Genomic DNA, 13,937 nt, shown 5'->3' with positions numbered 1-13,937 from the left:
GCGCCTCTGGCCGACATCAGATGCGCAGACGGAGCCCGCGTCGATCCATGGCGTACACGATGACCCACCACGTCAGCACGAACGTCGTGGCGAAGGCCAACGACGGCAGATGCGGCCCCCAACGTGGCGTCATCCATTGCGCGAATCCGACGCGATAGAGCGGTTCCCAACATCCGGCTGCCGACAGGGCGTAGACCATCGCCGCCGAGCCGGCATAGGCGGTGATCGCATTGGCCCCGAAGCGGCGCCCGAGCGCGGGCCAGTGCCGGCGGTCGATCAGCGCATGGCACGTCGCCAGGGCCAGTGCGGCCCAGCCGCCGCTCCACAGTACATAGGAGGGCGTCCACAGGTTCTTGTTGAGCGGAAGCAGAAGACTCCACAACCCGCCCAGCAACAACAACGCAGCGCCCATGGCCCAGAGGCGCAACGTGCGCGCATGCCGCAGCCATTCGCCCGCACGCACGCCCAGGAGCGTGGTGGCGATGGCCGGAAACGTACTGAGCAGGCCTTCGGGCTCGTGCCCGCGGCCGCTGGCGGGATCGAACTGGTAGACCATCGACCCGAGCAGGGCCGTGTCCACCCGGCTGGCGAGGTTGACCTCGGGTTCGAATCCGCCGTAACTGGCAAGCAAGACCCAGTAACCCAGCAGCAGTGCCGCGATCGCCGCCCACTGCGTGCGCGCCGTGGCATGCAGGGCCAGCAGGCCCGCCACGCCATAACAGATGCCGATGCGCTGCAGCACGCCCCACGGGCGGAAGTCACCGCGCGGCAGCAGCCAATACGCCAGCGCGTGCAGCACCAGACCCAGCGCGACGATCCGGACCGCCCGCAGCAGCACAGCCCGGCGTAACTCCGCCGTCTGCATGCCCGCATCGGCCCGCGGCGCCAGGCCCAGGGAGATCGACGCGCCGACCACGAACAGGAAGAGCGGGAACACCAGATCGGTCGGTGTGAATCCATGCCACGGGGCATGCCGCAGCCATGGGTAGACATGCGCCCAGTCGCCGGGATTGTTGACCAGCAGCATCGCCGCGACGGTGATGCCACGCAGCGCGTCGACCGATGCGAATCGGCGCGGCCGATCGCCCGGCTCAACCATCCCCGTGCGGGACGCTGCGCGGGCGCATCGGCGCCGTCGAACCGCGCACGACCAGCTGCGGAACGAAGCCCTGGTTGAGCACGGGCATCGGATGGTCGTCGTAGGCGTCCTCGCGCAGCCCGCTGATCAGCAGCCGCGCGGCATGCCGCGCGATGTCCTCGGTCGCCTGCTTGGCCGTGGTCAGAGCCGGCCAGGACTGGCGCGAGAACGGACTGTCCTCGAAGCCGGCGATCGACAGATCGTAGGGCACGTTCATGCCGGCCGAGCGCGCGGCCGCGAGCACGCCGGCAGCGATTTCGTCATTGCAGCCGAAGATTGCGGTCGGCGGATCACGCAGGGCCAGCAGCCGGCGGGCACCGCGGAAGCCATCATCGAAGGTGTAGTCGCCCGGCACCACCAGATGCTTGTCCAGGGTGATGCCGTAATCCTTCAACGCCTGCTCGTAGCCCAGGTAACGCTCGGAACTCGAACGGTGCGCGGACCCGCCCCACAGGAAGCCGATCCGTTCGTGGCCCAGCTGGATCAGGTGCTCGGTGATTTCGTAGGCCGCATCGCGGTCGTCCACATACACGCAGGGAAACCCGTCGCCAGGATCCTCAGTGGCGGCCATGATCCGGACCAGCCGCAATCCACGCGCGGCCAGGGTCTTCACCAGTTCGAGCGATTCGGCCATCGGTGCGGTCAGTACCAGGCCGGCCAGCCGCGACCGTCTGGCCCATTCGGTCAACTCGTCGGCGAGCAGCGGCGAGCTCGCATCGCAGGGATGGATCTGCAGGTCGTAGCCCGTTTCCCGGCACGCCGAGAGCACGCCGTTCTGGATGCCGATGATGTGGTACGCGTTGGGGTTGTCGTACACCAGCCCGATCACGAACGAGGTCGCGCTGCGCAGGTTGCGCGCGGACGAATCGGGTTCGTAGTCGAGTTCGTCGATCGCATGCAGGACACGGGTGCGCGTGGCCTGCATCACCGACGGCTCGTTGTTGATCACCCGCGAAACGGTCTTGAGCGACACCTTCGCGCGCTCGGCGACGTCCTTGATGGTCGCCCGACGCGGTGCCCGCGAGCTGGTTTCGGATCCGCTCATTTCGTACAAACCCGGCGTTGGCTCATCGGGACCTCCTGCACGTCGCGTTCGGCGACGCGGCTGCACGGGCGGCGGTATCGGCTGCGGTGGTGAGCCACGTTGGGTTCGCCAAGGGCGCCTCTGCGGAACAGGTGCTGTCAACGTTGTCACATCATCCAAGGAATGGTCAACGATTTCCGCGCAGACTCACGGTGCACTGCAGCATTTTTCGACGACCCTCCAAGTCGCGCCATTTTCGAGCTGGGTTGGTCCACGCAATAGCTGAAATTCCATAAGATTCAAAGACTTATTCAGACAACTGGCGCAGAGCTTCCGGATCCAGCCGCCCTCCGGCGCCAAGGGATGCCATGCGCCGGACCATGCTTCGTGGCCAGGTCTTGACAACGTTGTCTTTACCTGCCGAGACTCCGCTCGACCGTCCGATCGAGGAACCCCGTGAGCCTTGCGCATGCCCCGCCAGCGGATCGGACCCGCCGCCAGCCGTTCCTGGCAGCCGATGTCGGGGGAACCCACGTGCGGCTCGGGCGGGTGTGCGCAAGCGGCGACCCAGCGCAGCCGATCACCGTCCTCGACTACCGCACCTACGTCTGCGCGGACTACGACGGACTGGAACCGGTCATCGCGGATTTTCTCGGAACGGGCGGCGAGGCCGCAGTCAGCGGCGGCGTCGTCGCCAGCGCCGGGTACCAGTTGGAAGACGGACGCCTGATTTCGGCCAACCTGCCCTGGGTCGTCCAGCTCGCGCAGCTGCGCGCAATGCCGGGCCTGGGCGATCTGCGGCTGGTGAACGATTTCGAGGCCGTCGCGCACGCCGCGCCCTATTTCGACACCAGTGAAGTCCTGCATCTGGCAGGTCCGGCGCATGCGGTCTCCGGCCCGGTTTTGGTACTGGGCCCGGGCACCGGCTTCGGCTCAGCCCTGTGGATCCCCTCCGCCGCGGGCCCGGCGGTGCTGGCAACCGAGGCGGGCCAGGCCGCATTGGCGGTGGGCACCGATCTCGAGATCGCCCTGCTGCAGGAACTGCTGCGCACGCGCTCGCACCTGCCGGTCGAGCACCTGCTGTCAGGACCGGGCCTGCTGAACCTGTATGTGGCGCTATGCGCGCTGCACGGCGAGGCGCCGGTCTGCACCACGCCGCGCGAGGTGAGCGACGCCGGCATCACCGGACGCGAAGCGCGTGCGGTCGAAAGCCTGTCCGTGTTCTGCGGCCTGCTCGGCAGCACCGCCGGGGATCTGGCGCTGACCTACGGGGCGCAGGGCGGCGTGTACCTGGCCGGCGGGATCCTGCCGGGCATCCGCGAGTTCCTGGTGCGCAGCCGGTTCGTCGAGCGGTTCCTGGACAAGGGCCTGATGCGCGAGGCGCTCGAACGCATCCCGGTAAAGCTGGTCGAGCACGGCCGCCTCGGGGTGCTCGGCGCCGCCAGTTGGTACCTGGGCCAGTCCGGCCCCTCCTGATTCCACTCGCATCCGCCGCGCCGCGACGGATGCGATGACCACGACAACCAAGCGACGGATCGCACCCAATCCACGAGGAGAACCCGCCATGACGTACCGCACTTCCGTCCTGTCCGCAGCGATCGTCGCCTGCCTGGGCCTGTCCACACCGGTGCGGGCGCAGGAGAGCGCAGCGCAGCCCGTCGCCGGCGACGCGCAAACCGCAGACGAGCAAGATGTCGAGGAACTCGACGCGATCACCGTGGTGGGCATCCGCGGCAGCGTGGAGAAATCGCTCGACAGCAAGCGCAATGCCGATTCGCACGTGGAAGTGGTGACCGCCGAGGACATCGGCAAGCTGCCGGCCAAGAACGTCGCCGACACCCTGCAACGCCTGCCGGGCGTGAACATCAGCTCATCGAGCGCGACCGAAGGTGGGTTCGATGAGAGCGACCGGATCAGCCTGCGCGGCACCAGCCCCAGCCTGACCCAGACCCTGGTCAACGGACATACCGTCGGCACCGGCGACTGGTTCGTGCTCAGCCAGGTGCAGACGGTTGGCCGCAGCGTCAGCTATTCGCTGTTGCCTTCGGAGATCGTCAGCCAGGTGGTGGTGCACAAGTCGTCCCAGGCCAAACTCACCGAAGGCGGCAGCGCCGGTTCGGTCGACATCATCACCCGGCGGCCGCTGCAGTTCGCCGATGAGATCACCGCCGAGGCGATGATCGGCGGCGTGTACGCGGACCTGCCGGGCGAGACCGATCCTCAGTTCAACGGCCTGTTCAACTGGCGCAACGCAGACAGCACCCTGGGCGTGATGGTGCAGGCGTTCTACGAAAAGCGCAGCCTGCGCCGCGACGGCCAGGAGATCGTGGGCGGGTTCCAGACGATCGCCGACGACGCGCCCGTAGTCGCGACCAATCCCGACCTGGCGGGTGTGCTGTTCCCCAACCTGATGGGTGCCGTTCTGTTCGAGCAGGAGCGCACTCGCAAGGGCGGCGTGCTGGACATGCAGGTCAAGCCCAGCGAAAACGTCACCTTTGGCGTCAACGCGTTCTATTCGAGGCTGGAAGCGGACAACTACAACCGCAACTACATGATGTGGGCAAGCCAGTTCGTGCCGAACGTGGCCCCGTTGCCCGGCTACACCATCGAAGATGGCGTGCTGACCCACGCCGAGTACGGCCCGGAAACGTCGACCACGGTGCGCCCGTACGGCGTGTACGACATGATCTCGCGGCCGAACGCCAGCTCCGAATCCAAATACATCACCTTCAGCGCCGACTGGCGTGTGACCGACAACTTCAATCTCAAGTTCAAGGGTGGCGACACCGAAGGCCATGGTCGCAGTCCGACACAGGACGTGATCGAGACCGGCACCGCCGGCAACGCCGGCGCCAGCTGGACCATGCACGGCGCGCATTCGCCTGCGGACTGGACCCTCGGCGGCGACAACACTTCGCCCGCGGGAGTGCTGCTTGGGTCCGGGTGGATTTTCGGCGGCCAGGGCATCGACGCGCTCGACGAAGAGGAGTGGGCGCAGGCCGACGGCGAGTTCACCTTCGTCGAAGGCGCGCTCGCCTCGCTCGACTTCGGCGTGCGTTATTCCGACCACACCCGCGAGAACCTGTTTGAAGTGGCGCAGGGACCGAACTGGGCCACCGACTGGACCAACTCGGCCAACTATCCGCTGGGTGATTTCCAGAACTATCCGGGCGACCACGGCAGCGGCATCGGCGGCAACGCACCAGGCGGCATCTGGTACTGGACGCCGGAACAGCTGGCCGAGCTCAACGAGCGATTCGCCAACCGCAACCCGGTCGAGCGCTTCTACTGGCCGGACCTGTACCGGGTGAACGAAAAGAGCGGCGCGGGCTATGTGCAGGCCAACTTCCAGGGCGAACGCTGGAGCGGCAACCTGGGCTTGCGTTACGTGCGCACCAACCAGCTCACGGTGAGCAACGTGGCGGTCAACCCGACCCTGCCGCTCGACCAGCAGCCGGAAGGCACGATCAACGGGTCCGCGTTCGGGCCCTACCTACCCACGCCGGTGCGCAAGACTTATTCCGAACTGCTGCCGAGCGCAAATTTCAAGTACGACTTCAGCGACACCCTGGTCGGACGCCTGGCCGCATCGAAGACCCTGACCCGGCCGGACTTTTCGGCCCTGGCCGGATCGGTGTCGCTGGATGACCTGACCCACACCGGCAGCGGCGGCAACCCGAACCTCGACCCGATCGTGTCGACCAACTTCGACGCCTCGCTGGAATGGTATTTCGCCCCGCGCGCGCTGCTGGCGGTGAGTCTGTACTCGATGGATATGAAGGACTACGTGACCTTCGGCACCACCACCCAGCAGTTCATCGACCAGGCAGCCAGCGCCGCAGCCGGTCAGCTGGTGGTGTCGGACTACGCCGTATCGAGCCCGACCAATACCGATGCGCAGGTGCGCGGCGTCGAGGTGACCTACGAGCAGCCGATCGGCGAGCACTTCGGCATCGCCGCCAACTACACCTATGCCGACAGCGATTCGGACGGGGCCAAGCCGGTGTATGGCACGTCGAAGAATACCTACAACCTGTCGGGCTACTTCGAGAACGATCTGTTCAATGCGCGCCTGAGCTACACCTACCGTTCCGATTTCTATGCCGGCGTGGCCAGGACGGACGACTTCTTCCAGGCCGGCGTCGGCAACCTGTCGGCATCGCTGGGATACAAGGCGACCGACTGGATGAGCATCTCGCTCGATGCGCTCAACCTCAACGATCCGAAGCTGGAGTACTACAGCCAGGTCAACGGCGAGGGTCGCAAGCTGCCGTACGCGTTTTACGAGAACGGGCGCCAGTACTACCTGAGTCTGCGTTTCAAGTTCTGAGCGCAGCCATCCCGCGCTCCCATGCAAGGGCCTGGCTTCGGCCGGGCCCTTGCGTTTTCCGATAGACGCGAAAGGACTCGTTTCCCGGACACCTCTCGCGTCTCATGCATTCGTACAGGTCGGGCTACGCGCCTGCCCCTGCTTGCGCTGGAAGATGCGCGTCGGGGCGGTAGCCCCGAGCTACGGTCGCCTGTTGTCGAAACGCAGCAGCGCATCGCGCCAGCGGGTGAACTGGGTCGCCAGTCCGGCCAGCACTCCGAGCGTGTTGGCCAGCGCATCGCGCGTGTCCATCGCGCGGCCCAGGCCCATCTGGCCCTGCAGATATTCCAGGCCGATGCCCATCAGCGCCAGCGCCACGCAGGCCGAGAGCAGCGAGAGCCGGCGTCCGAACAGCTGCACCGCGCCGGCCGCCAGCAACGCGTAGCCGACGAGGTGTTCGAGCTTGTCGGTGCCCGCCGGCACCGAGGGCAGGCTGGATGGCGGCACCAGCGAAGCCACGCACACCGCCGCGACCGCCGCGGTCCACAGACCCGCCCACAGCCAGGGACGCCGGAACGGCTTGAGCGAACGGCCGGCGGCAAACCGCGGCGCGGAACCGTTCACAGCCGCCAGCTCAGGTCGCCGGCCAGGAACGCAGCGCCGAATTCCACATCGCGCGCGAACCCCATCGCCTGGAAGCGTTCGCCCATCTGATCGGGCATGGTCAGCGTCCGGGCCTGCTGGCGCAGCCGCTGCAGCGCGGCCTCGCCGCGGGCGCGGGATTCGGCTTCCTGCAGGCGCTGTTCCAGACCATTGCCGATGAGAAAACTCGCCTGCGTGCAGTAACCGGCCAGGTCGAAGCCGGCCTGGGTGCCAGCCTCGGCCAAGGCGGTGAAGTCCACCGAGGCGGTGATGTCCTGCAGCCCCGGTGCGGCGAATACGTCGGCGACCACGTGGTGGCGCCGGAATGCGCGCAGGGTGCCTTCGCTGCGCTGGGGCTGATAGTACTCGCGACGCGGATAGCCGTAATCCACGAACAGCATCGCGCCCGCGTCCAGGCCGCCGGCCACTGCCTGCACCCAGTAAGGCAGCTGCGGCAGCAGCTCGGACCGGTAGCCGTCGGCGAAGCGCTCGTCCAGCGAACGTTCGACGTGACGCACCGCCGCGGCCAGCAGCGGATCGGCCGGGCGGTCCTCGCGCACGAAGCCGCCATCCGGCGCCAGTACGACGTGTTCCTCGAACACTTCCCCCTCGCGCAGGGTGAAGCGCGGCGTGGGCAGCGCATCGATCACCTCGTTCGCGAACAGCACCCCGTTCCAGCGCTGCGGTGGCGGCGCGTCCAACCATTCCACCAGATCGAACAGCAGCGGGTTGAGGCGCTCGCGCAGCCGCAGCTGCTGGCGTGCGCGCAGGTCGGCGCTCGGTTCCAGGATCGCGTAACGATCGGGCACGGCATCCAGCGCCAGCAGCCGCTTGAGCGCGGTTTCGGCAAAGGCGCCGCTGCCGCCGCCCAGCTCCAGAACCTGCGCCTGCGGGCCGAGCTGCTGCAACACCGGCGCCACCGCATCGGCCACGCAGGCGGCGAACAGCGGCCCCAGTTCCGGCGCGGTGACGAAGTCGCCGGCCTCGCCGAACTTGGCCGCGCCGGCGCTGTAGTAGCCCAGTCCGGGCGAGTACAGGCACAGCTCCATGAAGCGATGGAACGGGATCGCCCCGCCGCCCGCGACGATCTCGTGCCGGATCAGCGCACCCAGGCGCTCGCTATGCGCCAGCGCGTCGGCATCGGGGGGCGGCAATGTACTCAGGCGAAGCTCCGGCAGGCACGCGGCACAGGCACCCATTGTAGGAGCGACGTGAGTCGCGAAGCGCTTGCCCCGATCGTACAGAAGCAAAAAGCTCGCGACTCACATCGCTCCTACGGCGATGGCGGGGCATGCGAACATGGGCCATGGATTCCGCCCGCCCCGTCGCCCTGGTCACCGGCGCCGCCAAGCGCATCGGTGCGCAGATCGCCAGGCGCCTGCACGCGCATGGGTACCACCTGGCGCTGCACTACCGCAGTTCGCAGACCGAGATGGACGCGCTGGTGCGCGAACTGGAATCGGCGCGCGCGGACAGCGTCATCGCGCTGCAGGCCGAGCTCGCCGAATTCGATCGCCTGCCGGAACTGGTGGCCCGGACGGTCGGTCGCTTCGGCCGGCTGGATGCGCTGGTGAACAATGCTTCGACCTACTTTTCCACGCCGTTTGGCAGCGCGACGCCACAGCAATGGGACGCGCTGTTCGCGAGTAACGCGCGTGCGCCCTATTTCCTGGCCCAGGCGGCGGCGCCGCACCTGCAGGCCGCGCGCGGCGCGATCGTCAACATCGCCGACATCTATGCCGACCGCCCGCTGCGCGGCCACAGCGTCTACTGCATGGCCAAGGCCGCGCTGGTGATGGCCACCAAGGCGCTGGCCGTGGAGCTGGGCCCGGACGTGCGCGTCAACGCGGTGGCGCCCGGCAACATCCTGTGGTCGGACAATCCGGTGAAGGCGGAAACACTGGACACGGTGCAAAAACGCACCGCGCTCGCGCGCCAGGGCGAGCCCGACGATATCGCCGGCACCGTGCTCTGGCTGCTGACCGCAGCGCCCTACGTGACCGGTCAGGTGCTGGCCGTGGATGGCGGCCGCAACCTGTCGATCTGAATCGGCGATCTTCCCGCTCTACGCGTATCGGGTAACGCCGCAAGTCGGGCCTGCGCGCACGACGCGGTTGTCGCACCCGATCCATGCAATGCATGCCCTTCGTCGGGGCCGTAGCCCGACCTACATCGGGTCGAAGCCGATCTGCGCCAGCAGTTCCCGCACGTAGTCGCGCTGCAGGTCGTCCGGCTTGTGCGCCTGTACCCGACCCTGCGCATCGCGACTGGCGACCAGGTCGATATCCAGGGTCACTGCGGCATCGCCGCGCGCGCGGCCGGTTTCATCCTCGATCGCATGCAGGATCGTTCGCAGCGCCGTTGGCGGCAGGGCCGAACGGACGCGCACCGCGGCATTGAGGTAACGCGCCCCGTCGCCATCACGCGTGCGCCGCGCCGGGGCGCAGTCCATGACTTCGAAATGCTCCTGCAGCCGCCGCCGGGCATGGCGCATATTGGCGGCCCGGCGCCGATTGGACCCGATCACCAGCGCATGCTCTGCAGCGCCGGTGTCTTCCGCGCCGCTAGTCGCCGGCGTCACGCACGATCTCCACTCCGACCGACGCCGCGCCCAGGGCCGCCGCCGCGAGCGGCTTGCGAATGCGCACCTTCGCCGTGATCGCGTTGAACGAGCGCAACAAATCCGCGGCCAGCGCCTCGGCCAGGGTTTCAAGCAACTGCGGCTCGCGCTCCGCGACCAGCTGGCGCACGCGCGCGCACACCGCGGCATAGTCGAGCGTATCGGCGACGTCGTCGCTGGCCGCCGGCTTGCGGTTGTCGTAGCCCAGTTCGATATCGAGCAGCAGCGGCTGCACGGCGCCGCGCTCGTGCGCATACACGCCGATCAGCGCTTCGACCTGCAGGCCTTCGATCAAGACCCGATCCATCTAGGCGGCGACCGCCGGCAGGCTCGCCATGTCCCAACGCGGGGTCACGTGCACCGCGGCATCGTCGTGCTGCCCAGCCTGCAGGCGCAGCGCACCGGCGAAGGCGATCATCGCGCCGTTGTCGGTGCACAACGCCGGGCGCGGGAAGCACACGCGCCCGCCACGGCGTTCGGCCATGAGCTGGAGCTTTGCGCGCAGACGCCGGTTGGCGCCAACGCCGCCGGCCACCACCAGCACGTCGCAAGCCGCGGCGTCGAGCGCGCGCTCGCATTTGATCGCCAGGGTGTCGATCACCGCGTCCTCGAAACCGCGCGCGATGTCGGCCTTGGTCGTCTCGCTCTGGTCGCTGTCGCGCCAGGCCAGCAGCACCTGGGTCTTGAGCCCGCTGAAGCTGAAGTCCAGGCCGGGCCGATCGGTCATCGGCCGCGAGAACCTGAACGCGCCGGGCTGGCCCGGCGCCTTGTCGGACTGCTCCGCCAGTGCGGCCAGCTGCGGACCGCCCGGATAGGGCAGGCCCATCAGCTTGGCGGTCTTGTCGAAGGCCTCGCCGGCCGCGTCGTCCAGAGTCTCGCCCAGCAGGCGGTAGCGGCCGATGGCCTCCACCGCGACCAGCTGGGTATGCCCGCCGGAGACCAGCAGGGCCACGAACGGCGGTTCGGGCGGCCCGCGCAGCGGATCGTCCTCCATTAACGGCGCCAGCAGATGCCCTTCCATGTGGTGCACGCCGATCGCGGGCACGTCCAGGGCCCAGGCCAGGGAACGGGCAACCCCGGCCCCCACCAGCAGCGCCCCGACCAGGCCCGGCCCGGCGGTATAGGCCACGCCGTCGAGGTCCGCCACGCCCAGGCCGGCCTCGCCCAGGGTCTGGCGGATCAGGGGCAGCAGCTTGCGCACGTGGTCGCGGCTGGCCAGCTCCGGCACCACCCCGCCGTACTCGGCGTGCAGGGCGATCTGGCTGTAGACGGCATGCGCAAGCAGCCCGTCGGCCCCCTTGCGGGACGTGTCGTAGACGGCCACGCCGGTTTCGTCGCAGCTGGTTTCGATGCCGAGGACTTTCATGACCGCAATACGGGGGAGGCTAGGGGCTGGGAAAAGAGCCGGGCCCGCAGGCGACGGCCCGCCAGGTTGCGCCTGTACAGGACGCCCCGTTATCATACGCGGCTCGCCGGGCCAGGCCCGGTTGTTCCGACCCACCCGAGATTCCTATGCCCAGCGTCAAAGTCCGCGAAAACGAGCCCTTCGAGTTTGCCCTGCGCCGCTTCAAGCGCACCTGCGAGAAGGCCGGCGTGCTGGCCGAAACCCGCAAGCGCGAGTTCTACGAGAAGCCGACCCAGGAGCGCAAGCGCAAGGCCGCCGCCGCGGTGAAGCGCCAGGCGCGCCGCAGTTCGCGCGACGTCACCAAGCGCCAGCGCCTGTACTGATCGCGACGGGCCCAGGCCCGACCTGACGATCCGGAAAGCCGGCACGCGCGAGCGTTGCCGGCTTTTTTCATGCTGCGCATGACAGGCCTGTGGTTTGCTGCGCAACCTGCGGGTCCCAGATTGTCCTCCCGACCTTCGCGCGGTCCCGCCGCGCCCGTGGCGACGAGGGTTGGACGAATCCCTTCCACGTGACGGAGATCCCATGAGCCTCAAGCAACGCCTCACCGACGACATGAAGGCCGCGATGAAGTCCGGCGACAAGGACTCGCTGGGTGTGATCCGCCTGGTCAACGCCGCGATCAAGCAGAAGGAAGTCGACGAACGCATCCAGCTGGACGACACCCAGGTGATCGCGGTGCTGGACAAGATGGTCAAGCAGCGCAAGGACTCGGTGGACCAGTATGAGAAGGCCAATCGCGAGGACCTGGCCGCGATCGAGCGCGCCGAGATCGGCGTGATCGAACGCTACCTGCCGGCCAAGCTGGGCGAAGCCGAAATCCTGGCCGCCATCGACGCGGCCATCGGCGAGACCGGTGCGAGCGGCCCGGCTGACATGGGCAAGCTGATGGCAGCGCTCAAGCCCAAGCTCGCCGGCCAGGCCGACATGGGCCAGGTCTCGGCCCTGGTCAAGCAGAAGCTCTCGGGCTGAGCGCTGCTTGTCCGGTGTCCCGCCCCCGACCCGGGAACGCCAACGCGCGCAGCGTCGCGAACGACGCTTGGCCCGGCTCAAGGGCTCGCTGCCGGTGGCCTTGGCCAGGCGCTTCATCGAACTCGACATCCTGACCCACGCCGCCTCGCTCGCGTTCTACGCGCTGCTCTCGCTGGCGCCGCTGCTGGTGCTGCTGCTGTGGTTGACCGCCTCGCTCTACGGCTCGGCGCAGGAGGCGATCGTGGACCAGGTGGGCGAGCTCGCCGGGCGTGAGGCGGCGTCGGTGGCCGACACCGTGATCGCCAATGCCGACCAGCGGCCGGGGATCGGTTCGATAGCCGGCCTGTGGAGCACCCTGCTGCTGTTCGTCGGCGCCACCGCCGTATTCGCCCGGCTGCAGGACGCGCTCAACCTGATCTTCCGCACCGATGCCGCCCGCCTGCCGGGGCTCCGCGCCTGGATCCGCAAGCGCGTACTGTCCTTCGGCGTTGTGCTGGCGCTGGGCTTCCTGCTGCTGGTCGCGACCGCGGTCAGCACCCTGCTGCAGCTGATCCTGGCGGGCATGCCCTCACTGCTGCCGGTGTTCGGCTCGCTCGCGTCGCTGGCCCTGTACGCGCTGTCCTTCGCCCTGCTCTACCACTTCCTGCCGGATCGCCGCGTGCGCTGGCGCCAGGCGCTGTTCGGCGGACTGATCACCGCCGGCCTGTTCGTGCTGGGACGCTGGGCGATCGGAATCTACCTGGCCAGCGCCGCGCCCGGCAGCGCCTACGGCTCGATGGGCGCGATGGTGCTGCTGCTGGTGTGGATGTATTACGCCGCCGTGGTGTTCTTCGGCGGCGCGCTGATCACCGCGGTGATCGACGAGCGCGCGCGGGCACGGCGGATCGCGCAGGCCAATGCGGCGCCTCCGGCCGCGCCGTCGGGCTGAACCTCATTCGGGTTCGCGCGGGTCGGCGTCCGTGATCGGCCCCTTCTCCCACGACGGCCCGGTCGGTCCGCTGGTGTCGCCGATCCCGAATTCCTGCGCGCTGCCGCGCTCGCCCCAGAGCACGTGGCTGCCGAAGTAGGGTTCGCTGGTCACGTTCACCGTGGGCCGGTCGGCGAGATCGAAGCGGATGCCATCGCTTGAGGCCTGGTCGTTCACGCCCGGGAAGTTGGTGGTCCATTCGCCGGGCTCGGGGTAGCTGGCATGCGAGCCCTGGCCCACATAGACCACCGGACGCCCGTCTTCCTGCGGCGCATCGGCCCAGCTGCGCGAGATGTTCAGCCCGTTGTGCGCGCCGTAGCGCACTTCGACCGGCTGGAAATCCGAATCCAGCTGGATCGTGATCCGCTCCCAGTCGCCCTCGTGGTTTTGCACGTCGCCCAGGCCCGGCGGACCGTCGTTGTAGGCGTAGAAGAAGTAGTAGGTGAGCGTGTTGGTGCCGGAGTCGTACAGGAACAGGTTGCGGCTGTTGGCCAGGTCGCCATCGCGCACGCCATCGCCCAGATCCTCCTCGCGGTGGTCGAGGAAGATCTGGCCGTCGGCATCGGCGTTGTCCGGGCCGATCTCCGGCAGTTCGTCGGCGGGAATATCGCCCAGTCCGTGCAGCTCCTTGTCGCCCCAGAAATCGCGCTCCTGGCGCAGCGTCGACTGCTCGAGGAAGGTATTGGGGTCTTGCAGGAAATTGCCTTCGTCCGGATGGAAGTACAGGACCGGGGCGTAGCGTTCGGCCAGTGCCTGTTGCTGGGCCGGGCCCAGGCAGTACGGCGCCGACAAGTCGTCGACGGCGGGCGCGGCCGGGGTGGTGGAGCCGACCGGATCGAGGGCGACGGACATAGCGACTC

General features: G+C 68.1%; 14 protein-coding genes. 6 read left to right on the top strand and 8 right to left on the bottom strand.

Translation table 11 applies throughout. The features are described from left to right. Positions 1–16 precede the first annotated feature (16 nt). Positions 17–1,099: a heparan-alpha-glucosaminide N-acetyltransferase domain-containing protein gene (locus MC375_RS05980; RefSeq protein ID WP_242102380.1), complete on the bottom strand. Its 1,083-nt coding sequence runs from the start codon at positions 1,097–1,099 to the stop codon at positions 17–19. After that, positions 1,092–2,183 carry a LacI family DNA-binding transcriptional regulator gene (locus tag MC375_RS05975; protein WP_242102379.1) on the bottom strand — a complete coding sequence of 364 codons (1,092 nt, stop codon included), beginning with the start codon at positions 2,181–2,183 and terminating at the stop codon, positions 1,092–1,094. The genes MC375_RS05980 and MC375_RS05975 overlap by 8 nt, the downstream gene beginning before the upstream one ends. Positions 2,184–2,618: 435 nt before the next feature. On the opposite strand from MC375_RS05975, the gene MC375_RS05970 reads away from it, so the two are divergent. Together MC375_RS05970 and MC375_RS05965 are read left to right on the top strand one after the other, a co-directional pair. Continuing rightward, entirely contained in the window at positions 2,619–3,638 is a 1,020-nt protein-coding gene (locus MC375_RS05970; protein ID WP_242102378.1) for a glucokinase, read from the top strand. 88 nt (positions 3,639–3,726) lie between these two features. After that, positions 3,727–6,492 (top strand): TonB-dependent receptor, encoded by a 2,766-nt coding sequence (locus MC375_RS05965; protein WP_242102377.1) that lies wholly within the window; start codon positions 3,727–3,729, stop codon positions 6,490–6,492. Between the two features lie 180 nt (positions 6,493–6,672). On the opposite strand, the gene MC375_RS05960 is transcribed toward MC375_RS05965, so the two are convergent. Both MC375_RS05960 and MC375_RS05955 read right to left on the bottom strand, forming a co-directional pair. Further along, positions 6,673–7,095 (bottom strand): VanZ family protein, encoded by a 423-nt coding sequence (locus MC375_RS05960; RefSeq protein ID WP_242102376.1) that lies wholly within the window; start codon positions 7,093–7,095, stop codon positions 6,673–6,675. Continuing rightward, a complete protein-coding gene (locus MC375_RS05955) occupies positions 7,092–8,312 on the bottom strand; it encodes an SAM-dependent methyltransferase (RefSeq protein ID WP_242102375.1) in 1,221 nt (406 codons plus the stop codon). The genes MC375_RS05960 and MC375_RS05955 overlap by 4 nt, the downstream gene beginning before the upstream one ends. Positions 8,313–8,419: 107 nt before the next feature. On the opposite strand from MC375_RS05955, the gene MC375_RS05950 reads away from it, so the two are divergent. Continuing rightward, positions 8,420–9,160: a pteridine reductase gene (locus MC375_RS05950; RefSeq protein WP_242102374.1), complete on the top strand. Its 741-nt coding sequence runs from the start codon at positions 8,420–8,422 to the stop codon at positions 9,158–9,160. A gap of 120 nt (positions 9,161–9,280) precedes the next feature. Here the strand turns inward: MC375_RS05950 and MC375_RS05945 are convergent, their stop codons facing one another. The 3 genes from MC375_RS05945 to tsaD are packed head-to-tail and all read right to left on the bottom strand — an operon-like array spanning position 9,281 to position 11,099. Beyond that, the gene (locus MC375_RS05945; RefSeq protein ID WP_242102373.1) at positions 9,281–9,694 is read right to left on the bottom strand and encodes a 2-amino-4-hydroxy-6-hydroxymethyldihydropteridine diphosphokinase; all 414 of its coding nucleotides are present in this window, start codon (positions 9,692–9,694) and stop codon (positions 9,281–9,283) included. Then, the gene (folB, locus tag MC375_RS05940; RefSeq protein ID WP_242102372.1) at positions 9,678–10,028 is read right to left on the bottom strand and encodes a dihydroneopterin aldolase; all 351 of its coding nucleotides are present in this window, start codon (positions 10,026–10,028) and stop codon (positions 9,678–9,680) included. Before folB ends, MC375_RS05945 begins: the two co-directional genes overlap by 17 nt. Positions 10,029–10,040: 12 nt before the next feature. Further along, positions 10,041–11,099, bottom strand: coding sequence for a tRNA (adenosine(37)-N6)-threonylcarbamoyltransferase complex transferase subunit TsaD (gene tsaD, locus MC375_RS05935; RefSeq protein WP_242102371.1), 1,059 nt, complete (start codon positions 11,097–11,099; stop codon positions 10,041–10,043). 146 nt (positions 11,100–11,245) lie between these two features. Here tsaD and rpsU point away from each other — a divergent pair, with 146 nt between their 5' ends. The 3 genes from rpsU (at position 11,246) to MC375_RS05920 (ending at position 13,038) form a co-directional block, all read left to right on the top strand. Then, positions 11,246–11,461 carry a 30S ribosomal protein S21 gene (gene rpsU / locus MC375_RS05930; RefSeq protein WP_056134345.1) on the top strand — a complete coding sequence of 72 codons (216 nt, stop codon included), beginning with the start codon at positions 11,246–11,248 and terminating at the stop codon, positions 11,459–11,461. A 202-nt stretch (positions 11,462–11,663) separates the two neighbouring features. Beyond that, complete coding sequence (locus MC375_RS05925; RefSeq protein ID WP_242102370.1) at positions 11,664–12,110, top strand: GatB/YqeY domain-containing protein; 447 nt, start codon at positions 11,664–11,666, stop codon at positions 12,108–12,110. A gap of 67 nt (positions 12,111–12,177) precedes the next feature. After that, on the top strand, positions 12,178–13,038 hold the full coding sequence (locus MC375_RS05920) for a YihY/virulence factor BrkB family protein (protein WP_345779260.1): 861 nt from the start codon (positions 12,178–12,180) through the stop codon (positions 13,036–13,038). A 3-nt stretch (positions 13,039–13,041) separates the two neighbouring features. On the opposite strand, the gene MC375_RS05915 is transcribed toward MC375_RS05920, so the two are convergent. Then, on the bottom strand, positions 13,042–13,929 hold the full coding sequence (locus MC375_RS05915) for a Vps62-related protein (protein ID WP_242102368.1): 888 nt from the start codon (positions 13,927–13,929) through the stop codon (positions 13,042–13,044). Between the last annotated feature and the right edge of the window lie 8 nt (positions 13,930–13,937).

The sequence above is a fragment of the Lysobacter sp. M2-1 genome, from assembly GCF_022662495.1.
Classification (GTDB): domain Bacteria; phylum Pseudomonadota; class Gammaproteobacteria; order Xanthomonadales; family Xanthomonadaceae; genus JAKPBU01.
The sequence above is the reverse complement of the archived record's forward strand: the minus strand, read 5'-3'. Positions and strand labels throughout refer to the sequence as shown.

Coding starts and splice junctions, on each gene's coding strand:
- MC375_RS05980 (WP_242102380.1), bottom strand. CDS start 1,099: ATGGTTGAGCCGGGCGATCGGCCGCGCCGATTCGCATCGGTCGACGCG.
- MC375_RS05975 (WP_242102379.1), bottom strand. CDS start 2,183: ATGAGCGGATCCGAAACCAGCTCGCGGGCACCGCGTCGGGCGACCATC.
- MC375_RS05965 (WP_242102377.1), top strand. CDS start 3,727: ATGACGTACCGCACTTCCGTCCTGTCCGCAGCGATCGTCGCCTGCCTG.
- MC375_RS05955 (WP_242102375.1), bottom strand. CDS start 8,312: ATGGGTGCCTGTGCCGCGTGCCTGCCGGAGCTTCGCCTGAGTACATTG.
- MC375_RS05950 (WP_242102374.1), top strand. CDS start 8,420: ATGGATTCCGCCCGCCCCGTCGCCCTGGTCACCGGCGCCGCCAAGCGC.
- tsaD (WP_242102371.1), bottom strand. CDS start 11,099: ATGAAAGTCCTCGGCATCGAAACCAGCTGCGACGAAACCGGCGTGGCC.
- rpsU (WP_056134345.1), top strand. CDS start 11,246: ATGCCCAGCGTCAAAGTCCGCGAAAACGAGCCCTTCGAGTTTGCCCTG.
- MC375_RS05925 (WP_242102370.1), top strand. CDS start 11,664: ATGAGCCTCAAGCAACGCCTCACCGACGACATGAAGGCCGCGATGAAG.
- MC375_RS05915 (WP_242102368.1), bottom strand. CDS start 13,929: ATGTCCGTCGCCCTCGATCCGGTCGGCTCCACCACCCCGGCCGCGCCC.